Genomic DNA, 20,326 nt, shown 5'->3' with positions numbered 1-20,326 from the left:
AGGGTGGTGGAGGTGGTGGTGGAGGTGGAGGTGGGGGAGTCAGCGGGGTCGGGGTGGGTTCGCGGCGCGGTCCGGCTCAGCAACCCCAGCGCAGGGAGGGGGTGTTCACCGGGGCGTCCCACAGCCGCAGCAGCTCGGCGTCGGCGCGGCACAGGGTCAGGGTGCACCCGGCCATGTCCAGGCTGGTGACGTAGTCGCCCACCAGGGAGCGGGCCACCGTGACGCCCCGCTCCGCCAGGACGCGCCCGACCTCGGCGCGCATCACGTACAGCTCGACCGGCGGGGTCCCGCCGAGCCCGTTGACGAGCAGGATGACCGGGTCGTCGGAGCACTGCGGGAGGTCTTCGAGGATCGCGTCGAGCATGGCCGTGGCCGTGTCGGCGGCGCTCATCAACGGGCGCCGCTCGCGCCCCGGTTCACCGTGGATGCCGATGCCCAGCTCGATCTCGTCCTTGCCCAGGACGAAGTTGGGGCTGCCCTTGGCCGGGGTGGTGCAGGAGGACAGGGCGACTCCGTAACTGCGGGAGCGCTCGCCCACCTTGCGGGCCACCGCCGCCACCTCGGCCAGCGGCGCGCCCTCTTCGGCGAGGGCGCCCGCGATCTTCTCCACGAACAGGGTGGCGCCGGTGCCCCGGCGGCCGGGACCGGCCGCGTCGGCGGCCACGGCGACGTCGTCGGCGACGACGACCTGGGCGACCTCGATGCCCTCGTCCTCGCAGTCCTCGGCGGCCATCGTGAAGTTGAGGATGTCCCCGGTGTAGTTCTTCACGATGTGCAGCACGCCCGCGCCCGAGTCGGCCACGGCGGTGGCGCGGGCGATCGCGTCCGGCACCGGCGAGGTGAAGACCGGCCCGGCGACCGCCGCGGACAGCATGCCGCGGCCCACGAACCCGGCGTGCAGCGGCTCGTGCCCGCTACCGCCGCCGGAGAGCACCGCGACCTTCCCCGCACCGGTCCCGCCGGCCCGCGTGACGATGCCCGAGCCCGCGTCGACGTCGAGCTCCGGGTGGGCCGCGGCCATTCCCCGGAGGGCGTCCTCGACCACGGTTTCCGGGGAATTGATGAGCTTCTTCACTGCGGGCCCCTCCTGATGGCTTTCCGCGCGCTTCATGCGCTTCATTGCGCCTCGATGAGTTAATGCGGAAAGGAAATGCAACTCATCCGGCGACGGCTCCATCGGCCTGTGAACTGGCCGATTGCTAGGAACCCTACGTCGCTGACACGGCCGCCGGGGTGGGGCACTTGGTCCTTTCTTTACCTGCGGAAAGGCCCGCCCGTGGCCCTTCGGAGCGTGATAGGGATGAAAAAGGCGCCAATTGAGTCGTCTGAAATTCAGGAGGATTTCCGTGAAGACCGTCGGTACGCGCATGCTCATCAGCCCGCCGAAGTACGTCCAGGGGGCGGGGGCGATGAACGACCTGGGCGAGCACGTCGCCCACCTCGGCACCCACGCCGTGGTCCTCGCCGACAAGGGGGTCTGGGGCTTCGTCGACGCGGCCGTCACCGACTCGCTCGCCGCCGCGGGGGTCCGCCTGACCAAGGAGGTCTTCGGCGGACTCTGCACGCAGCGGGAGATCGACCGGGTCGCGGCGGCCGCCCGAGCCGCCGGCGCGGACGTGGTCGTCGGCATCGGCGGCGGCACCGCCATCGACACCGCCAAGGCCGTCGGCCACGCGCTCGGTGACATCGCCGTCGTCAGCGCCCCCACGGTGGCCTCCACCGACGCCCCGACCAGCGCGCTCGCCGTGATCTACACCGAGGACGGCGCGTTCGAGCGGTACTCCTTCTTCCGCCGCAACCCCAACCTGGTCCTGGTCGACACCGCGCTCGTCGCGAACGCGCCCAGCCGCTTCATCGTCTCCGGCATGGGCGACGCCCTCGCCACCTGGTACGAGGCCCGCGTCTGCGTCGCCGCGGAGCGCACCGCGATGGCGGGCGGCCTCGCCACGGCCGCCTCCCTGAGCCTGGCCCGGCTCTGCTGGGAGACCCTCATGGAGTACGGCCACCAGGCCCGCCTGGCCGCCGAGGCCCACGTGGTCACCCCGGCCCTGGAGAAGGTCACCGAGGCCAACACGCTGCTCTCCGGCCTCGGCTTCGAATCCTGCGGCCTCGCGGCCGCCCACGGCATCCACAACGGCCTGACCGTTTCCCACCGCACCCACGGCATGATGCACGGCGAGAAGGTCAACCTCGGCACCCTCGCCCAGCTCGTCCTGGAGGGCGCGCCCACCGAGGAGCTCGACACCTACCTGCGGTTCAGCCGCGGTGTCGGCCTGCCGACCACGCTCGCCGAGGTGGGCCTGGTCGACCCGGACCGCGAGGAACTCCTGGCCATCGGCCGCGCGGCCACCGCCGAGGGCGAGACCACGCACAACATGCCCTTCGCGGTCACCGCGGACATGGTCGCGGACGCGCTGCTCGCCGGGGACGCGTACGCCCGCGCCACCGCGGGCAAGCACGGCTGAGCACGGGCGGGGCGCTGCTCACCCCTGCCGCTGGCCGCCCGGGGTCCGGGCGGCCAGCAGCAGCGCGATGTCGTCCGGGCGGTCGGTGGCCTGCCCCGCCTCGCTGATCAGCAGGTCCGCCGTCTCGGTCAGGGGGCCCGGCCCGGCGGCGGCCAGCGCCGCCCGCAGCCGCTCCACCCCCACGTCGATGTCCGTACCCGGCTCCTCCACCAGCCCGTCCGTGTACAGGGCGAGCACCGCGCCGACCTCCAGGGTGAGTTCGGCGACCGGGTACGCGGCCCGCGGGTCGATGCCCAGCACCACCCCGCCCGGCAGGTCCAGTACCTCGGCCCGGCCGTCGGGGCGGCGCAGCAGCGGCTGGGGATGCCCCGCCCGCACGGCGCGGGCCCGGCCCGACGCCGGGTCGAGCAGGACGTAGCAGCAACTGGCGAACTGCCCCGGATCCAGGCCGATCAACAGCCTGTTGGTGCCGCTCACCACCTCCTGCGGGCTGTTCCCGCTCAGCGCGAAGGCCCGTACGGCACTGCGCAGTTGGCCCATGGTCGCGGCGGCCGCCACCCCGTGTCCCTGGACGTCCCCGATCACCAGCGCCAGCAGTCCGGGCCCCGTCTCGATGACGTCGTACCAGTCCCCGCCGACGTCCATGCCCTGGGTGCCCGCCAGGTAGCGGGCCACCGTGTCCACCTGGTCCAGCACCGGCAGCCGGGCCGGGAGCAGCGCCGACTGGAGGCCGCGGGCGAGGGCGGCCTCGGTGTCGTAGCGCTGTGCCCGCTCCAGTGCCTGCGCGATCAGCCCGGCCAGCGCGGTCAGCACGGTGCGCTCCTCCGGGCTGAAGCCGCGGGGGGCGTCGAAGCCCAGGATGCACGAGCCCACCGGGCGGCCGGAGGCGATCAGGGGCAGGAAGGCCCGGGCGCCGACGTCGGTGTCCATCGGGATCCCCGGGTAGGCCGCGGCCAGGTGCTGCATCGACTCGAAGAAGATCGGCCGCCCCGACGTCAGGGTCTCCACCCCCGGCAGCCGCACGTCCAGCCCCACCCCGTCGAAGCGGTTCAGGAAACCGGTGGGGAAGCCCGTCTCCCACGCCAGGTGCAGATGGCGCTCGTTGAGCAGGTAGATCGCCAACTGGCGGCCGCCGAAGGCCGGCAACAGCTCCTCGGTCACCACCGCCGACACCTGACGGGCGGTCACCGCCTCCGTCAGCGCGATGGCCATGGCCACCGGCCGGTACACGGCCGTCGCCCGGTCGGCCGGCGAACCGAGCCCGGCGCCCGGCCGCGTCACCGAGCCGGGCGCGTACGCGGGTGGCCCGGAGGCCGCGAGCAGCACGCTGACCCCGCCCGCCCCGGAATACAGGTCCACCGAGATCCACTCGCCGCTCGGATGGCGGGCCAGGAACCCCACGGGCTCCCCGGACATGTAGACGGCCCGGAAGTGGTCCTCCTGCACGGGCTGGCCCAACCAGGGCAGCGCCTCCCACAGGACGCGACCCCGCAGCCCGGCCGCTTCCGGGCCCAGCAGCGCGTCCGCCCCGGCACTGGCGAAGCCCACCCGGCCGTGCCGGTCCAGGGACAGCAGCGCCTGCGGCATCCGGGCGAGCGCCCCTTCGGCATCGGCCTCGGCATCGGCCGCGGGACCGGGCGGCTCCACGCACAGCGGATCGCCGTCCCACACCACCGGCGCGCCCGCCGCGGTCAGCCGCGCCAACTCCCGGGCCAACGCCGCGGCCGCCCCGCGCAGCCGCTCCCGGTCCGCGGGACCGACGGGCGTGCCGGGGCTCGCCGTGCGCAGCACCATCAGCACCCCGTACCGCTCGCGCCCGGCGGTCACCGGCTCGTAGAGCGAGCCGAAGGCGAACGGCAGCCCGGCCATGAGCTGCGGGAACAACCGCATCGTCGATTCCGCGTCGGGCAGGTGCACGGCGTGCCCGGAGCGGTACGCCTCGGCCACCGGGTACGGGCGGTTCACCTGCATCCGCCACCAAGGACGGAACAAGGGCCCCGGCAGCCCCGACAGCACCGCGAGCCGCAGCAGACCCGCCGTTCCGGAGCGCAGGTACACCCCGCCCGCGTAGCCGCCGAGCGCCCGCGCCGCGTCCACCGCGGCCCGCGCGAGTGTCCGGCCCGTCTCGTCCGGGGCGGGCCCGCGGCTGTCCGGTCTGGCCGTCACACAGACAGGATGCGCCCGCACCGGCGGCCGATGCATCCCGGGGCGCGCGCCTTTCTACGCGCCCGAGCGCGCGCCGGGGCGCACACCGCCCCGGTAGCCCGTCACCACGGCCACCGTCACCACCAGCAGCACCACGGCCACCGTCCGCAACGCCGTCCCCATGGCGTCGGTGAAGGCGGCGGCCTGCGCCGCGTCCCGCGGGAACCCGTGGAAGCGCGCGGCCAGCACCGTGCCCACCACCGCCACCCCGAGCGCGGCGCCGATCTCCCGCGCCGCCGTGTTCAGCCCCGACCCCAGCCCGGCCTGGTGCGCCGGGAGTTCGGCCACCACCGTCAGGGTCAGCGCGGGCGCGCACAGACCGGTGCCGACGGAGAGGACCAGCAGGTAGCAGGCGTACACCGGGTACGCAGTGCCCGCGTCCACCGTCGACACCAGCAGCAGGCCCACCCCGATCAGGGCCAGCCCCGCCCCGGCGGGCAGCCGCGGCCCGGTCCGCTGCTGGAGCCGGGCGCCCAGCCGGGGCACCAGCACCATGCCCACGGTGAGCGGCACGATCGCCAGACCCGTCAGGGCGGGGGAGAAGCCCTTCGCGTACTGGAGGTACTGCGCGTTGACGAAGAACAGAGCGAAGAGTCCGAAGAAGGCCGCCCCGATTCCGAGGGCGCCGGCCCGCAAGCGCCGCGAGGCGAAGACCCGCGGGTCCAGCAACGGCCGCGCGACGCGCAGCGCGTAGCCGGTGAAGACCGCCAGCAACGTGCCCCCCGCCCCGAAGGCGCACAGCACCGGCGCCGACGCCCAGCCGAAGGCGGGACCCTCGATGATCCCGTAGACCACCGCGAACAGCGCCCCCGCCAGCAGCAGCGCGCCCAGCGGGTCCACCGCCGCGTCGGCCCGCGCCGGGGTGCGCGGGACCGTACGGGCCACCACGAGCGCGAGCAGGACGCCGAGCGGCACCACCGCCCAGAACAGGGCGCGCCAGGTCAGGAACTCGCCCACCAGCCCGCCGCCCACATTGCCCGCCAGCCCGCCGAGGCCCGCGGACAGGGTCCAGGTGGCCAGGGCCTGGCCGCGCCGCTCCGGCGCGCTCAGGTGGACCAGTACGGACATGGTGGCGGGCATGATCAGCGCCGCTCCCGCCCCGCACAGCCCGCGCCCCGCGATCAGCACGGCGGGGGAGTCGGCCAGCGCGCTGAGCGCGCCGCCCGCCGCGAACAGGCCGAGCCCCGCGAGCAGGGCGCCCTTGCGGCCGTACCGGTCGCCGAGGGCCCCGGCGGGGATCAGCAGCGCGGCGAAGACGATGACGTACGCGTCGACCGCCCACAGGAGTTCCCCGGGCGCGGGATGCAGCGACGACGCGGCGAGCTGCGGGATCAGCAGGTTGACGGCCGCGACCATCGCCTGCGCGACCAGGACGCAGGCGCACAGCACGAGCACCACGGCCCGCGGGGGAACCGACGGGGCGGCCGCGGCCGTCGGCGGGGCGGGCGCGGAGGGCCCGGGGCGGTTCTGGGCAGGGCGGAGCACGGCTCCTCCTCGGAGCTGGAAGGGGTGATCTGGATGCCCTCACCGTAGGGTTGGCGTGACCTGCTTTCCAGTGCAAGTTATGCAAGGAATGAATGCGTGTGACGCAATCCGGCCTGGACCTCAACCTGCTCGTGGCCCTTGACGTGCTGCTGGAGGAGTCGAGCGTCTCCCGCGCGGCCGCCCGGCTGCACCTGTCCGAACCCGCCATGAGCCGCACCCTCGGCCGGATCCGCAAGGCCCTCGGCGACCCCGTCCTCGTCCGCGCCGGACGGTCCATGGTGCCCACCCCGCACGCCCTCGCCGTGCACGGCGAGGTGCGCGCCGTCGTCGAGCGGGCCCGCTCCCTCTTCCTCTCGGGCGGTCGGATCGACCTGGCCACGCTCCAGCGCACCTTCAGCGTCATCGCGAACGACGCCTACGTGGCCACCTGCGCGGCCACGCTCTTCGACCGGGTGGCCCGCGAAGCCCCCGGCGTGCGACTGCGGTTCCTGCCGGAGAGCCACGCGGACCTGGCCGCCCTGCGCGAAGGCGTCGCCGACCTGGAGCTCGGCGTCGTGGACACCCGCTCGCCCGAGGTGCACGTGGAACACCTCGCCGACGAGCGCGTGTTGGGCGTCGTACGCCCCGGGCACCCGCTGCTGCGCGGTCGGGTCACCGCCCGACGGTTCGCCGCCGCCGAACACCTGATCGCCTCCCGGCGCGGCCGCCTGGAGGGACCGGTGGACGCCGCGCTCGCCGAACTCGGCCTGACCCGCAGGGTGGTGGGCAGCGTCGGGACCTTCCCCGCCTCCCTGTTCGTGCTGCGCCGCAGCGACCTCGTCGGGCTGATCACCCACCAGGCCGGGCCGCTCGCCGACGCGCTGGGGCTGGAGACCTTCCCGATCCCGCTCGACCTGCCCACCATGCCCTTCGGGATGGCCTGGCACCCGCGGCACGACGCCGACCCCGCCCACGCCTGGCTGCGCTCCTGCGCCCGCGAGCTCACCCGGGCCCCCGACGCACCGCCCGTCCCGCCCTCCTGAGCTGCGAACTCGCGCGGGCCGAGGGCGGGATGACACAGTGAAACCATGCGCGTACTGATGGTGACAGCGGGTTCCTGGGGCGACGTCGCCCCCTACACCGGACTCGGGACGCGGCTGCGCGCCGCCGGCCACGAGGTGGTCCTCGCCACCCACGGGCGCTTCGAGGACGCCGTCACCGCGCTCGGCCTGGGATTTCGACCGCTGCCCGTCGACCCCCGGGTGGAACTCGCCTCGCCCGTGGGCCAGCGGCTGACCCGCGCGGTCAGCACCCCCGTCGCCATGGCCCGGGTCGTGCGACTGGCCCGCGAGTTCATCCCGCCCCTGACCGACGGGGTCGCCGCCGCGGTGCGCGCCGGCGCGGACATCGTCCTCGCCTCCACCCTCACCGAACCGCTGTGCGCCACCCTCGCCGAGGGGTACGGGCTGCCCTGCGTCGGCGCCCACCTGCTGCCCGTCACCCCCAGCCGGGCCATCCCGCCGCTCGTCGCCGGCGGCCGCTCGCTGGGCCCGTACGGCAACAAGCTGACCGGGCGGGCCATCTGGGCCTGCGGCGACCGGGCCTTCGCCCCCGGAGTGCGCGCGCTGCGCCGCGAACTGGGCCTGCCCAAGCGCCGGTTCAGCGGCCCCCTCGGCATGGACCCGGACCGGCTGATCCACCACGGATTCAGTCCGCTCGTCCTGCCGCGCCCCGCCGACTGGCCCGCCGGACACCGCGTCGGCGGGTACTGGTGGCCCGAACGGCCCCCCGGCTGGCAGCCGCAGCAGCGGCTCCTCGACTTCCTCGACGCGGGCCCGCCCCCCGTCTTCGCCGGCTTCGGCAGCCTCGTCGCCGAGGACGCGGAACGCCTGGGCGCGCTGCTGGCCGCCGCCCTGCGCAAGGCCAAGGTGCGCGGGATCGTCCAGGCGGGCTGGAGCGGGCTGAGCGCCGAGGGGGACGACCTGATCGCCGTTCCCGAGGTCCCGCACGACTGGCTCTTCCCCCGGACCGCCGCGGTGATCCACCACGCGGGCGCGGGCACCTCCGCGGCCGGACTGCGCGCGGGGGTGCCCGCCGTCCCCGTGCCCGTCCAGCTCGACCAGCCGTTCTGGGCCGCCCGGTTGCACGCCCTCGGCGTGGCCGCGCGCCCGGTCCGCTACCAGCGGCTCACCGTCGACCGGCTGGCCGCGGCGGTCCGCGAGGCCACCACCGACCCGGGCATGCGCGCGCGGGCCCGTGACCTCTCGGCCGCACTGGCGCGGGAGGACGGCGCCGCCCCGTTGCTCAAGACGCTCGCGGAACTGGGCTGAGCGACCGAAAGGACGAGCCCGCCCCGCCGGTGGCGGGCTGAAAGTCCCGCGCGATCAGGGACTTTGCGCGCCTTCCGGTCCGGTCGGGGCTGCTTAGGCTTACCTAAGTGGAATCGACCGCCGAAGAGTCAGCGAAGAAGGTGTACTGGTGCCGTCGCTCAACGACAGCCGTCCCGGGACGACCGTGAGGATCACCGGGATCGACCCCGGCCACCGCGGCGGCAGCCGCAGACGGCTCCTGGAGTTCGGCTTCGTACCGGGCGCCGAGGTCACCGTCATCGCCCGCGGCGCCACCGGCGGACTGCTCGTCGGCCTCGGCGCCACCCGGGTGGCGCTCGACTCCCGCACCGCCGACCGGCTGCGGTGGGCCCGATGAGCTGCCACGCGCCCGGCGCGCGCAGCACCGCCGGCGCGGGCGCCGCCCTCGCGGACGACGGCGCGGGCGACGGCTCGCGGGGCGCCGCCGCCCCGCTCGTCGCCCTCGCGGGCAACCCGAACGTCGGCAAGTCGACGCTCTTCAACGCCCTCACCGGAGCCCACCAAAGGGTCGGCAACTGGCCCGGCAAGACCGTCGCGGTGGCCCAGGGCGACTGGCGGGGCGTCCTCCCCGACGGCCGCCGGCTGCGCGTCGCCGACCTGCCCGGCTCCTACAGCCTGCTCCCCGACTCCCCGGACGAGGAACTCGTCCGCGACGTCCTCAGCGCGCCCCCGGGAGCCCGGCCCGCCGTTGTCGTCTTCGCCCTGGACGCGGCCAACCCGGCCCGCAACCTCTACCTCCTCTCGCAGGTCCTGGACACCGGCATCCCCGTCGTCGTCGCGCTCACCATGACCGACGTCGCCGCCCGGCGCGGGAGCGCGCCCGATCCCCACGCGCTCTCCCGCGAACTGGCCCTGCCCGTGGTCGTGGTCGAGGGCCGCACCGGAGCCGGACTGGACCTCCTCGCCGACGCCGTCACCGACGCCCTGCGCGCCCCGGCGGGGGCCGCCGCCGCGGCGACCGACCCCGGCTGGGCGGCCGGCACGCCCGTGGAAGCCGAGCTGGCCCCGCTCGTCCGGGCCGCCGAAGCCGTCCACCACCCCTACCCGGCGCGCTGGTTGGCCGTGAACCTGCTCTGCGCGGAGGAACCCCCCGCCGCGCCCGAACCGCTCACCGCCCTGGCCCGCGCGGCCGCGGCCCGCCTCGCCGCCGCCGAGGGCGCGCGGGGCGACGTACCCGCCGACGCCGACGCCGACGGGCAAGCGGACGCCGAGCTGCTGATCGCCGAGGCCCGCTACGCCTGGGCGCACCGGGTCATCGCCCGGGCCACGCCCACCGGCGCCCGGCCCCGCCCCACGCTGACCGACCGGGTCGACCGGCTGCTGCTGTCCCGCTCCTTCGGCATCCCCTTCTTCCTCGCCGTCATGTGGGGCGTCTTCGAAGCGACCACCACCCTCGCCAAACCCCTCCAGGACGGCCTCGGCGACCTCGTCTCCGGCCCGGTCGGCAGCGGGGCGACCCGGCTCCTGGAAGCCGCCTCGGCCCCCGACTGGCTCACCGGCCTGCTCGTCGACGGCCTGATCAACGGCGTCGGGCAACTGCTGACCTTCGTACCGCTGATGATCATCATGTTCGCGCTGCTGGCGCTGCTGGAGGACTCCGGCTACTTCGCCCGCGCCGCCTTCGTCGCCGACCGCCTGATGCGCACCCTGCGGCTGCCCGGCCGCGCCTTCCTCCCCCTCGTCGTCGGCTTCGGCTGCAACGTGCCCGCCTTCGCGAGCACCCGGATCCTCGGCCGGCGCTCGCACCGGCTCCTGGTCGGCATGCTCATCCCGTACATGAGCTGCACCGCCCGGCTCGCCGTCTACGTGATGATCGCGGGCATCTTCTTCGGCTCGCACTCCGGCACCGTCGTCTTCTTCCTCTACGTCGGATCCGTCCTGCTCGTCGTCGGCATGGGCCTGCTGCTGCGCCCGCTCCTCTTCACGGACATGCGCGAGGAGCCGCTCGTCCTGGAGCTGCCCCCGTACCGGCTCCCCACCCTGCGCGTCACCGGCGCCCAGGTGTGGCAGAAGCTCGCCGCCTTCCTGCGCACCGCGGGCGGCGTCATCGTGGCCACCGCCGCGGCCGTATGGCTCCTGATGGCCGTCCCGGCCGGCGCGGGTGCGGGCGCCGACGGCTCCGGCCGGCCCGCGGGCTTCGGGAACGTCGCCGTCGAGCAGAGCGTCTTCGGCCGGGTCACCGAGGCCGTCGCACCGGCCGTGGCCCCCGCGGGCTTCGGCGACTGGCACGCCACGGCCGCCCTCGGCACCGGGCTGATCGCCAAGGAGGGCGTGATCTCCACCCTCGCCCAGACCTACTCGGCGCAGGAGGACGGCGGGCCCGTGCTCAGGAACGGCCTGCGCGCGACCTTCACGCGGTCCTCCGGCGGCCATCCAGAAGCCGCCGCGCTCGCCTTCCTCGTCTTCGTCCTCGCCTACACCCCCTGCATGGCCACCCTCGCGGCGCAGCGCGCCGAGATCGGCACCCGGCTCACCCTGATCGGCTTCGGCCTCCAACTGGCCGCCGCCTGGCTGCTCGCCACCGGGGTCTTCCAGCTCGCGAGGCTGGTGTGGTGACCCGCGCGCCGGACGGCGGCGGGGGCACCGGGCCCGCGATGCTGCGCCGGCTGCTGCGGGAGTTCGAGGAGGCCGCCCCGGGGGAGGGGCTCGCGCGGATCGCCGCCCGGCTCGACATCAGCACGGCCGAGGCGGCGGGCCTCGCGGACTACTGGGTCCGCAAGGGCCGGCTGCGGCGGGAGGAGATCGGCGCCCCGGACTGCTCCGGGTGCTTCTTCGCCAGCCGTGGTTGCACCACCTGCCCGGACGACCCGAACGGTGCGGCCGGCCGTACGGGCGCCACGGCGCGCCCGGTGCTGGTCGCGCTGAGCCCCGTACGCCCCGGGGGCCCCGTACGCCCCGCGCGGTCCGCACGCCCCCGATAGGCCTACCGCTTCCCTCGTCCGGGGGACGGGGCACCGGCCCGACCGGCCCCGCCGCACCGCGCGGGGCACGATACGGATCATGCGGAAGCAGTACGACACCATCGGGGCGCGCTACGCCGAGTCCAAGACCACGGCCGCCTTCTCGGCCGCCGACACCTGCACCCTGCTGGGCGCGCTCGACGCGCTCGGCGGGGTACACGGGCTCGACGCCCTCGACCTCGCCTGCGGATACGGCTACAACACCCGCCTGCTCGCCCGCGGCGGCGCCCGGCGGACCGTCGGCGTCGACATCTCCGAACGGATGATCGCGCTGGCCCGGGCCGAGGCCCACGAGCCGGCGGCCGCGGCCACCGGGGCAGGGATCGAGTACGTGGTCGGCGACGCCGCCGCGATGCCCCAGCTCGGCCCCTTCGACCTCGCGACCGCCGTCCACCTGTTCAACTACGCCCCCGACCGGAGCGCCCTCCACGCGATGTTCCGCTCGATCCGGGCCAACCTGCGCCCCGGTGGGCGCCTGCTGGCCATCGTGCCCAACCCCGGTGCCTTCCCGCACCAGGACTGGTCGCCGTACGGCGTCAGGATCCTGGACCGGGACCCGTCCGGGGACGCGCCGCTGCTGCGCGCCCAGTTCCTCACCGATCCGCCCGTGCCCTTCGAGTTCCGCGAATGGGCCCACGCCGACTTCGCCGAGGCGGCCGTCGAGGCGGGCTTCGCCACCGTCGCCTGGCAGCCCGCCCGCACCCCGCCGCCGGACGCGGACCGCGACGAGGCGTTCTGGGCGGCGTACCGGGCCCGCCCGATCAGCTCCCTCATGACCTGCGCCGCCTGACCGGCTCCCGCACGGCAGCTCAGCCGGGGGTGGGGGCGGGCGCCGGGACCGGGCCTGGTTCGGGGTCGGTCGCCGAGCGGACCAGCCGGACGATCTCCGCGCGCGCCGCACGCCCCTCCGGGACCGGGAGCAGCGGGTAGACGTGCGGCAGGCCCGCCAGCTCGTGGTAGTCCACCTCGACGCCCTCGGCGCGCGCCCGGCGCACCAGCTCCCGGCTGTCGGTGACCAGGACGTCCCGCGAGCCCGTGAACACCGTCAGCGGCGCCAACCCGGCGAAGGAGCCGTGCAGCGGGCTCACCCGGGGGTCGTCGGTGGCCAGCGTCCCCGCGTACAGCCGCCCCGCCTCCACCAGCCCCGGCCGCGCGAGCATCGGATCGGCCGCCTCCAGCGCACCCTGCTCGGGATGGGTCATCGTCACGTCCAGCCAGGGGGAGACCAGCACGATCCGCGAGGGCTGCGCGCCGGTCCGGTCGCGCAACCGCTGCGCGGCCGCGAGCGCCAGTCCCGCGCCCGCGGAGTCCCCGATCAGCACGGTGCCACCGGCCCCGCCGCTCTCGATCAGCCCGCTCAGCAGATCCGCGGCCACCGGGACCGTCCGGTCGGCGGTCCCGCGCGGCGCCAGGATGTAGGCCGGTACGACGCAGCGCGCCCCGGCCTCGCTCACCAGGGTCCGCACCAGCGCCCAGTGCGGCCGCACCAACTCGCCGACGTAGCCGCCGCCGTGCACGTAGAGCACACGGGCCGCGGGCTCCGCGTCCCGCGGCGAGACCTCGTACACCGGCCACGCCCCGACGAAGGTGCGCGAGACCTCGGCGACCTTGCCCAACCAGCGCGGCGGCAGGTGCGACGCGGGCCTGCGGGCCGACTCGGCGACGCGCGCCCGCACCGCCTCGGCACTCGCGAACCTCTTCCGCCGCCCCGCCGCGATCAGCGCGGCCGACAGCGCGCGACTGCGCAGACTCGGCACCCGCCGCCACCTCCCTGTTCCCCGTCGTGCCCCGGCCCCGTCACGGGAGGAGCATAGGCGTGAAGCTGGGCTGTCGACCCGCTTAAGAAATCCTCGATGGACTGATCGTTACCGGGTCGGCAGATTGGTGTCCGTCGATGCGCCGCACCTGTCCCAGGGGTCGCTGCGCCCCCTCCGCATGCCTGGAGCCACCCCATGAAGGCACTCGTCAAGCACAAGGCCGAGCCCGGACTGTGGCTCATGGACGTGCCCGAGCCCGAGCACGGGCCCGGAGACGTGCTGATCAAGGTGCTGCGCACCGGCATCTGCGGCACGGACCTGCACATCCGTTCGTGGGACGGCTGGGCCCAGGGCGCGGTCAAGACCCCGCTGATCCTCGGCCACGAGTTCGTCGGCGAGGTCGCCGCGGTCGGCGCGGACGTCCAGGACATCGAGATCGGCGCGCTGGTCAGCGGCGAGGGCCACCTGGTGTGCGGCAAGTGCCGCAACTGCCTCGCCGGCCGCCGTCACCTGTGCCGTAGCACGATCGGGCTCGGTGTCGGGCGCGACGGCGCCTTCGCCGAGTACGTGGTCCTGCCCGCGCAGAACGTGTGGGTGCACCGCACCGAGGTCGACCTGGACGTGGCGGCGATCTTCGACCCCTTCGGCAACGCCGTCCACACGGCCCTGTCCTTCCCGCTCGTCGGCGAGGACGTGCTGATCACCGGTGCGGGTCCCATCGGCATCATGGCGGCGGCCGTCGCACGGCACGCCGGTGCACGCAGCGTGACGATCACCGACGTCAGCCCCGAGCGGCTGGAGATCGCCCGCAAGGCGGGCGCCACGCTCGCGCTCGACGTCCGCGACGCCACGATCGCCGACGCCCAGGCACAGCTCGGCCTGCGCGAGGGCTTCGACATCGGCCTGGAGATGTCGGGCCGTCCCGAGGCCATGCGCGACATGATCGACAACATGACCCACGGCGGCCGGATCGCGATGCTGGGCCTGCCCGCGCAGGAGTTCCCGGTGGACTGGGCGAAGGTGGTGACCTCGATGATCACCATCAAGGGCATCTACGGCCGCGAGATGTTCGAGACCTGGTACGCGATGACGGTGCTGCTGGAGGGCGGGCTCGACCTGACCCCGGTCATCACCGGCCGCTACTCGCACCGCGACTTCGGCGCCGCCTTCGACGAGGCCGCCACCGCCCGCAGTGGCAAGATCATCCTGGACTGGACGGCGTAACCGTCCGGCCGGCTCGATCCCGCACCACCCCCCGGCGCACCCTCCCGCGCCGCCCCGAACCATCTCCCCCCGGCCGGGCCCCGCACCACCCTCCCCCTCCGCGGGGCCCGGCCCCCCTCCGTCCGCCGCCGCTCCAGTGGAAAGAGAGCCCCATGTTCGATTCCGTACGTGACGACCTGCGCACCACCCTCGACGAGATCCGCTCCGCCGGGCTGCACAAGCCCGAGCGCGTCATCGGCACCCCGCAGAACGCGTCCGTCGGCGTCACCTCCGGCGGCGTGGCGGGTGCCACGGGCGAGGTGCTGAACTTCTGCGCCAACAACTACCTCGGCCTGGCCGACCACCCCGAGGTGATCGCCGCCGCGAAGGACGCGCTCGACCGCTGGGGCTACGGCATGGCCTCCGTCCGCTTCATCTGCGGCACGCAGGAGGTGCACAAGGAACTGGAAGCCCGGCTCTCCTCGTTCCTCGGCCAGGAGGACACCATCCTCTACTCCTCCTGCTTCGACGCCAACGGCGGCGTCTTCGAGACCCTCCTCGGCGCCGAGGACGCGGTGATCTCCGACGCGCTCAACCACGCCTCGATCATCGACGGCATCCGCCTCTCCAAGGCCCGCCGCTACCGCTACGCCAACCGCGACCTCGCGGAGCTGGAGGCCCGGCTCAAGGAGGCCACCGAGGGCGGCGCCCGCCGGAAGCTGATCGTCACCGACGGCGTCTTCTCCATGGACGGGTACGTCGCCCCGCTCGCCGAGATCTGCGACCTGGCCGAGCGCTACGACGCCATGGTCATGGTCGACGACTCGCACGCCGTCGGCTTCGTCGGCCCCGGCGGGCGCGGTACGCCCGAACTGCACGGGGTCATGGACCGCGTCGACATCATCACCGGCACCCTCGGCAAGGCCCTCGGCGGCGCCTCCGGCGGTTACGTCGCCGCCCGCGCCGAGATCGTCGCCCTGCTGCGCCAGCGCTCGCGCCCGTACCTCTTCTCCAACTCCCTCGCCCCGGTCATCGCCGCCGCCTCGCTCAAGGTCATCGACCTGCTCGAATCGGCCGGCGACCTGCGCGAGCAGCTCGCGGCCAACACCTCGCTCTTCCGTACGAAGATGACCGAGGCGGGCTTCGAGATCCTGCCCGGCGACCACGCCATCGCACCCGTCATGATCGGCGACGCGGCGGAGGCGGCCCGGATGGCGGAGCTCCTGCTGGAGCGCGGCGTGTACGTGATCGGCTTCTCGTACCCCGTCGTTCCGATGGGCGCCGCCCGGATCCGCGTCCAGCTCTCGGCCGCCCACTCGACGGCCGACGTGGAGCGCGCCGTGGCCGCCTTCATCGACGCCCGCGCGGCGCTCGGCTCCTCCGCGGGCTGACATCATGGAGGGGTGATCGACCCCCGCCGGCTGCGCATCCTGCGGGCCGTGGCGGACCACCGTACGGTGACCGCCGCGGCCGCAGCCCTGTACCTGACCCCCTCCGCCGTCTCCCAGCAGCTCGCGGCGCTGGAACAGGAGAGCGGGCACGTACTGCTCACGCGCAGCGGGCGGGGCGTACGGCTCACCGCCGCCGGGGAGATCCTCGTCGGGCACGCCCATGAGGTACAGGCCCAGCTGGAGCGCGCCGAGGCGGAGCTCGCGGCCTACGCGGGGGGCGTCGCGGGCGAGGTCACGGTGGCCGCCTTCGCCACCGGCATCACCGAAGTGCTCGCCCCGGCCATCGCCCGGCTCGCCCTGGACCACCCCGGCATCCGACTGCGCGTCCGGGACGCGGAGGGCGACCAGAGCCTCCCGCTCCTGCTCGACGGCGAGGCCGACGTGGCGCTCGCCGTGGAGTACCGCGGCGGCCCGGGCGCCGACGACACCCGGCTGTCGGTCCTCCCGCTGTACGCCGAACCCTTCGATGCGGTGCTCCCCGCGGGGCATCCCCTCGCGGCGCTCCCCGAGGTGTCCCTGGCCGGGCTCTCCGACACGGACTGGGTGGGCCAGTACCCCGGCAACCCGTGCCACGACGTGACCTTGTTGGCCTGCGAACTGGCCGGCTTCCAGCCCCGGTTCAGACACTCCTCCGACGACTTCCGGGCCGTGATCGCACTGGTCGGCGCGGGCGCGGGCGTCGCCCTGGTGCCGCGCTCGGCGCTGCGGGGCACCGACCTCAAGGAGGTCCAGGTCCGGCCGGTGGAGGGCCCGGCGGCCACCCGTCGGGTCTTCGCGGCCACCCGCAGGGGCGCCGAGACCCACCCCCTCATCGCCCCGGTCCTGGCCGGCCTGGCCCGCGAGGCGGGGCGGCTCCCGGCGCACTGACCCGATCGGGAGGCCACCGTGACCTCACCGGCCGCTGCGCCGGGACCTCACCGGCCGGGTGCCGGGGCGGGCAGGGGGCGCGCGGCGGTGACCCGGTTGAGGTGGATGAGGACGTCGTGCGACTCGGCGAGCGCGATCTGCGCCTCGGGCCCGACGGGGCCGGGGTAGGCGCCGCCGATGTGGCGGGTGGCGCGGGGCGTCGACAGCCAGTCGCGGGCCGCGGACGGCAGGGCGCGCAGGTCGACGACGTAGTCGCGCTGGCGGACCTTGTCCAGGGTGTACTCGTTGGTGCCGGGCTCGGCGGCGCCGACCGTGTGGGCCCGCAGCCGGCCGTCGTCCCCGAAGGCGTTGAAGGAGCCCCGGTCGAAGGTGGATCCGATGCTCACGTAGTTCTTGCCCAACTTGTCGCGCAGATAGCTGCCTTGCACCTTGGGGTAGTGCGCCGGGTCGTGGCTCTGCAGGGCGACGTGGCCATTGTGCGCCGCGAGGAGCACCTTGTCACCGGTCTGCCGCTGCCACCAGTCGACGTTGTCGGCCATGATCTGGTCCCGGTAGCGCATGCCTTCGGCGCCCTGGCGCGGGTCGTCGAAGTCGAAGGAGTAGCCGCGGGCCGTCTGGTCGATGGCGGTGGCTTGCTGGAGCGCCCAGGTGCGGCTCCGGGCGCGGGTGGTCGCGGATGCGGTCGCGGATGCGGATGCGGTGGTCTCGGTCGTGGTGCCGGGTTGCTGCTTGAGGAGGGCCAGGGCCTGGGCGGTTCGCGCGGCGATCGCCTGTCGCTCGGCCAGGGGGCGTTCCGGGTACTCCTTCAAGTGGGCCTCGGGGGTGGCGGTGGGCTTCAGTCCGGCGTACAGCTCGGTGAAGCGCGGCAGCAGCGCCGGGTGGGCCTCGGCGACGTAAGCGGTCACGTCGTCGTAGAGCTGCGGGCCCGCGTAACCGAAGTCGTCGCCCATGAACTGCACCGGGTCGCCCGGGTGCTGGAGGTTGTAGGCGCGCATCCACCGCAGCAGGTCCAGATACTCGGCGTTGTTCCAGAAGACGTAAGTGGTCTGGAATTCCTCGCGCATGATCTGCTCGGGATCGCCCTGTCCGCGCACCACGTAGTCGTTCAGCCGCAGGCCGGTGCTCCAACTCGCTTCGAGGGCGAAGGTGCGGAAGCCCTTGTCCTCGACGAGGTAACGGAAGACCCGCTGCTTCATGGTGAAGAACTCGTGCGAGCTGTGGGTGGCCTCGCCCAGCCCCACGACCCGGGCGTCGCGCACCATCCGCCCGAGGGGGCGCAGGTCGGCGAGACTGCCTTGGGGGTCGGTGGTGCGCAGCGCTTGGGCGGCGCGTTCGAGTGCGGGGACGGGGTTGGGGGCGGGGGCGGAGGCGGCCGGGGCGGAGCCGGTCGGGGTAGAGGCGGTCGGGGTAGAGGCGGTCGACTGTTGGGCGGAGGCGAGAGGTGCGGCGGTGAGCACGGCGCTGACGGAGAGGAACAGTGCGGCGGCCAGGGCGGGCTTGCGTCGTTTCATGATCCAATACTTGCCCCCGCGAAGCACGGCAGCCATGGGCCCACCCCCCGGGGCCAGGGTGGAGGTATCCCCACCAATGGGGAGGGAGGGGGCGGGGAGCCGAGGCGTAGGTGCGCGGCTTCGCCGCGGGGCGGGTGCTTCGCGCGTCCGGGGTCGGAGTGGGTTCGGGGGCGTCCCGCCAGTTCAACTGTCTCTCCGCGCCGGGGCGACCTGTCAAGGGCGCTCCCTACGGTCGCGTCGCTACGCGATGGCCTGCGGCCACCCTTGACAGGCCACCCCGTCACGGAAAGCCAAGAACTGTCGGGGCGCCCCCGAAGAAGGGCCTGGGGCAACGCCCTCATGACCCCGGATTGCGGACAGGCGACGCGGAGCCGAGTGCGGCCAAGCCCGCAACAGACAACAGACAACAGACGACGGACGACGGGCGACGGGCGACGGACGGCAGACGGCAGACGGCAGACGGCAGACGGCAGACGACAGGCAAAGGCCTGCGCGTTCAGATCGCTACGCGCTTCTCGGAGAGAAGCGTCTGCGAGCTGTTGGTGGTTGGTGGTTGGTGGTTGGTGGTTGGTGGTTGGTGGTTGGGAGTTCGGGCAGGGCGAGGTTGGGACGGGTGAAGCGGCCGTCCGCGCGGAGGGAGGACTTCATACCAGTACAAAAGGTACGTCTTGAAGGGGTGTTGGGTGTCGAGTGTGGCTTGACCGGCTTCATGCTCGGGTGGGTCGAGCTTTCGGCCCTCCCGCACCTCCAGCACTGCCCATCAGTGACCAGCCACCCCCCCACCAGTGACCAGGCACGCCCCCACCGAGCACCAGCCCGCACTCACCAGCCCTACACAACTCGCAGACGCTTCTCTCGGAGAAGCGCGTAGCGATCTGCAGGCGTGCTTGTGGCTTGTCGTCTGTCGTCTGTTGTCTGTCGTCTGTTGTGGGCTTGGCCGCACTCGGACCCGCCTCATCCGTCCACAATCCGGGGTCATGAGGGCGTTGCCCCAGGCCTTCCTTCGGGGGCGCCCCGACAGTTCTTGGCTTTTCGTGGGGACGGGGCCTGTCAAGGGTGGCCGCAGGCCATCGCGTAGCGACGCGACCGCAGGGAGCGCCCTTGACAGGTCGCGGCCCCACGAAGAGACAGTTGAACTGGCGGGACGCCCCCGAGCCCACCCCGACCCCGATGCGCGAAGCCGGTGCCCCCACCCCGACCCCGACCCCGGACGCGCGCAGCCGCGCTCACACGCGGATGACCTCCACCCCCGCATCCTCGAAGGCGCGGGTGCCCTGGTCGGACAGGCCCGTGTCCGTCACCAGGACGTGCACCGACGAGGCCGGGCAGATGCGGGCGAAGGCGCGGACGCCCAGTTTGCTGGAGTCCGCCGCGATGACCACGCGGCGGGAGCGGTCGCACAGGAGGCGGTTGACCGCGGCCTCGTCCTCGTGGCGGGTGGCGGCCCCGTCCAGCGGGTCGAAGCCGTCCACGCCGAGGATCGCCGTGTCCACGGTGAGTTGGCCCAGGACGCCCTGGGCCAGGGGGCCGGTCAGCTCGTAGGACTGCGGTCGCGCCACGCCCCCGGTGAGCACCGTCTTGAACTGCGGCCGGATCACCAGCTCGCCCGCGATGTTGAGGGCGTTCGTCACCACGGTCAGTGCGGGCGCCCCGCCGGTGCCCGCGCTCAGGTCCGCCCGGCCCGCGAGGGCGCGGGCGACCTCGGTGGTCGTCGTGCCGCCCGTCAGGCCGACCACCTCGCCCGGGGCGATCAGTGCGGCCACAGCCTCGCTGATCCGGCGCTTCTCCGCCGCGCGCCGGGTGGTGCGGTAGCGCAGGGGGAGTTCGTAGGACACGCCGTGCAGCACCGCCCCGCCGCGCGTGCGCACCAGCAACTGCTGCTGGGCCAGCTCGTCGAAGTCGCGCCGGATGGTGGCGGCGGAGACGCCGAGCGCCTCGGCGGCGGGTTCGACCTCCAGGCGGCCGCGTTCCACCAGTAGATCCAGCAACGTTTGCCAGCGCACCTCCCGGGACATGGACCCCACGGCGGCGTACCCCCTTGTGTGCGTTCGTGTTCGTTCGTGTGTGTTCACGT

16 protein-coding genes are annotated in these 20,326 nt (G+C 74.1%); 10 read left to right on the top strand and 6 right to left on the bottom strand.

Going from position 1 to position 20,326, the window contains the following annotated elements; genetic code table 11:
* Positions 1 to 76 precede the first annotated feature (76 nt).
* The gene (gene dhaK / locus ACZ4UB_RS04970; protein WP_468068297.1) at positions 77 to 1,075 is read right to left on the bottom strand and encodes a dihydroxyacetone kinase subunit DhaK; all 999 of its coding nucleotides are present in this window, start codon (positions 1,073 to 1,075) and stop codon (positions 77 to 79) included.
* A 271-nt stretch (positions 1,076 to 1,346) separates the two neighbouring features.
* Between dhaK and ACZ4UB_RS04965 the strand changes: the two genes are divergently transcribed.
* Positions 1,347 to 2,465 (top strand): glycerol dehydrogenase, encoded by a 1,119-nt coding sequence (locus ACZ4UB_RS04965; protein ID WP_468068295.1) that lies wholly within the window; start codon positions 1,347 to 1,349, stop codon positions 2,463 to 2,465.
* Positions 2,466 to 2,483: 18 nt separating this feature from the next.
* Here the strand turns inward: ACZ4UB_RS04965 and ACZ4UB_RS04960 are convergent, their stop codons facing one another.
* Both ACZ4UB_RS04960 and ACZ4UB_RS04955 read right to left on the bottom strand, forming a co-directional pair.
* Positions 2,484 to 4,667: a SpoIIE family protein phosphatase gene (locus tag ACZ4UB_RS04960; protein WP_468068293.1), complete on the bottom strand. Its 2,184-nt coding sequence runs from the start codon at positions 4,665 to 4,667 to the stop codon at positions 2,484 to 2,486.
* A gap of 18 nt (positions 4,668 to 4,685) precedes the next feature.
* Positions 4,686 to 6,155, bottom strand: a complete 1,470-nt coding sequence (locus ACZ4UB_RS04955) for an MFS transporter (protein WP_468068291.1) — start codon at positions 6,153 to 6,155, stop codon at positions 4,686 to 4,688.
* Positions 6,156 to 6,247: 92 nt separating this feature from the next.
* Between ACZ4UB_RS04955 and ACZ4UB_RS04950 the strand changes: the two genes are divergently transcribed.
* The 6 genes from ACZ4UB_RS04950 to ACZ4UB_RS04925 all read left to right on the top strand — a co-directional run bounded on the left by ACZ4UB_RS04950 (position 6,248) and on the right by ACZ4UB_RS04925 (position 12,253).
* On the top strand, positions 6,248 to 7,177 hold the full coding sequence (locus ACZ4UB_RS04950) for a LysR family transcriptional regulator (RefSeq protein ID WP_468068288.1): 930 nt from the start codon (positions 6,248 to 6,250) through the stop codon (positions 7,175 to 7,177).
* A 45-nt stretch (positions 7,178 to 7,222) separates the two neighbouring features.
* Complete coding sequence (locus ACZ4UB_RS04945; RefSeq protein ID WP_468068285.1) at positions 7,223 to 8,464, top strand: glycosyltransferase; 1,242 nt, start codon at positions 7,223 to 7,225, stop codon at positions 8,462 to 8,464.
* A 148-nt stretch (positions 8,465 to 8,612) separates the two neighbouring features.
* Positions 8,613 to 8,840 carry a FeoA family protein gene (locus ACZ4UB_RS04940; RefSeq protein ID WP_354381035.1) on the top strand — a complete coding sequence of 76 codons (228 nt, stop codon included), beginning with the start codon at positions 8,613 to 8,615 and terminating at the stop codon, positions 8,838 to 8,840.
* Entirely contained in the window at positions 8,837 to 11,059 is a 2,223-nt protein-coding gene (gene feoB / locus ACZ4UB_RS04935) for a ferrous iron transport protein B (RefSeq protein WP_468068283.1), read from the top strand. Before ACZ4UB_RS04940 ends, feoB begins: the two co-directional genes overlap by 4 nt.
* Positions 11,056 to 11,424 (top strand): FeoC-like transcriptional regulator, encoded by a 369-nt coding sequence (locus tag ACZ4UB_RS04930; protein WP_468068281.1) that lies wholly within the window; start codon positions 11,056 to 11,058, stop codon positions 11,422 to 11,424. The genes feoB and ACZ4UB_RS04930 overlap by 4 nt, the downstream gene beginning before the upstream one ends.
* A gap of 79 nt (positions 11,425 to 11,503) precedes the next feature.
* A complete protein-coding gene (locus ACZ4UB_RS04925) occupies positions 11,504 to 12,253 on the top strand; it encodes a class I SAM-dependent methyltransferase (RefSeq protein ID WP_468068280.1) in 750 nt (249 codons plus the stop codon).
* A gap of 19 nt (positions 12,254 to 12,272) precedes the next feature.
* Here ACZ4UB_RS04925 and ACZ4UB_RS04920 read toward each other — a convergent pair whose 3' ends face one another.
* A complete protein-coding gene (locus tag ACZ4UB_RS04920; protein WP_468068277.1) occupies positions 12,273 to 13,220 on the bottom strand; it encodes an alpha/beta hydrolase fold domain-containing protein in 948 nt (315 codons plus the stop codon).
* A 195-nt stretch (positions 13,221 to 13,415) separates the two neighbouring features.
* Here ACZ4UB_RS04920 and tdh point away from each other — a divergent pair, with 195 nt between their 5' ends.
* From tdh to ACZ4UB_RS04905, 3 genes are all read left to right on the top strand, one after another.
* On the top strand, positions 13,416 to 14,444 hold the full coding sequence (tdh, locus tag ACZ4UB_RS04915) for an L-threonine 3-dehydrogenase (protein ID WP_354381030.1): 1,029 nt from the start codon (positions 13,416 to 13,418) through the stop codon (positions 14,442 to 14,444).
* A 152-nt stretch (positions 14,445 to 14,596) separates the two neighbouring features.
* Positions 14,597 to 15,814 (top strand): glycine C-acetyltransferase, encoded by a 1,218-nt coding sequence (locus ACZ4UB_RS04910; RefSeq protein WP_468068275.1) that lies wholly within the window; start codon positions 14,597 to 14,599, stop codon positions 15,812 to 15,814.
* Between the two features lie 12 nt (positions 15,815 to 15,826).
* Positions 15,827 to 16,741, top strand: coding sequence for a LysR family transcriptional regulator (locus ACZ4UB_RS04905; RefSeq protein WP_354381028.1), 915 nt, complete (start codon positions 15,827 to 15,829; stop codon positions 16,739 to 16,741).
* A 47-nt stretch (positions 16,742 to 16,788) separates the two neighbouring features.
* Here the strand turns inward: ACZ4UB_RS04905 and ACZ4UB_RS04900 are convergent, their stop codons facing one another.
* Both ACZ4UB_RS04900 and ACZ4UB_RS04895 read right to left on the bottom strand, forming a co-directional pair.
* On the bottom strand, positions 16,789 to 18,252 hold the full coding sequence (locus ACZ4UB_RS04900; RefSeq protein WP_468068273.1) for an erythromycin esterase family protein: 1,464 nt from the start codon (positions 18,250 to 18,252) through the stop codon (positions 16,789 to 16,791).
* A gap of 1,226 nt (positions 18,253 to 19,478) precedes the next feature.
* Entirely contained in the window at positions 19,479 to 20,267 is a 789-nt protein-coding gene (locus tag ACZ4UB_RS04895) for a DeoR/GlpR family DNA-binding transcription regulator (protein WP_468068587.1), read from the bottom strand.
* Positions 20,268 to 20,326: the final 59 nt, after the last annotated feature.

The organism is Streptomyces sp. NPDC028419 (genome assembly GCF_055565515.1).
This window is presented reverse-complemented; position numbering and strand designations above follow the sequence as displayed.

Coding starts and splice junctions, on each gene's coding strand:
- ACZ4UB_RS04960 (WP_468068293.1), bottom strand. CDS start 4,667: ATGCATCGGCCGCCGGTGCGGGCGCATCCTGTCTGTGTGACGGCCAGA.
- ACZ4UB_RS04950 (WP_468068288.1), top strand. CDS start 6,248: ATGCGTGTGACGCAATCCGGCCTGGACCTCAACCTGCTCGTGGCCCTT.
- ACZ4UB_RS04945 (WP_468068285.1), top strand. CDS start 7,223: ATGCGCGTACTGATGGTGACAGCGGGTTCCTGGGGCGACGTCGCCCCC.
- feoB (WP_468068283.1), top strand. CDS start 8,837: ATGAGCTGCCACGCGCCCGGCGCGCGCAGCACCGCCGGCGCGGGCGCC.
- ACZ4UB_RS04925 (WP_468068280.1), top strand. CDS start 11,504: ATGCGGAAGCAGTACGACACCATCGGGGCGCGCTACGCCGAGTCCAAG.
- tdh (WP_354381030.1), top strand. CDS start 13,416: ATGAAGGCACTCGTCAAGCACAAGGCCGAGCCCGGACTGTGGCTCATG.
- ACZ4UB_RS04910 (WP_468068275.1), top strand. CDS start 14,597: ATGTTCGATTCCGTACGTGACGACCTGCGCACCACCCTCGACGAGATC.
- ACZ4UB_RS04900 (WP_468068273.1), bottom strand. CDS start 18,252: ATGAAACGACGCAAGCCCGCCCTGGCCGCCGCACTGTTCCTCTCCGTC.
- ACZ4UB_RS04895 (WP_468068587.1), bottom strand. CDS start 20,267: ATGTCCCGGGAGGTGCGCTGGCAAACGTTGCTGGATCTACTGGTGGAA.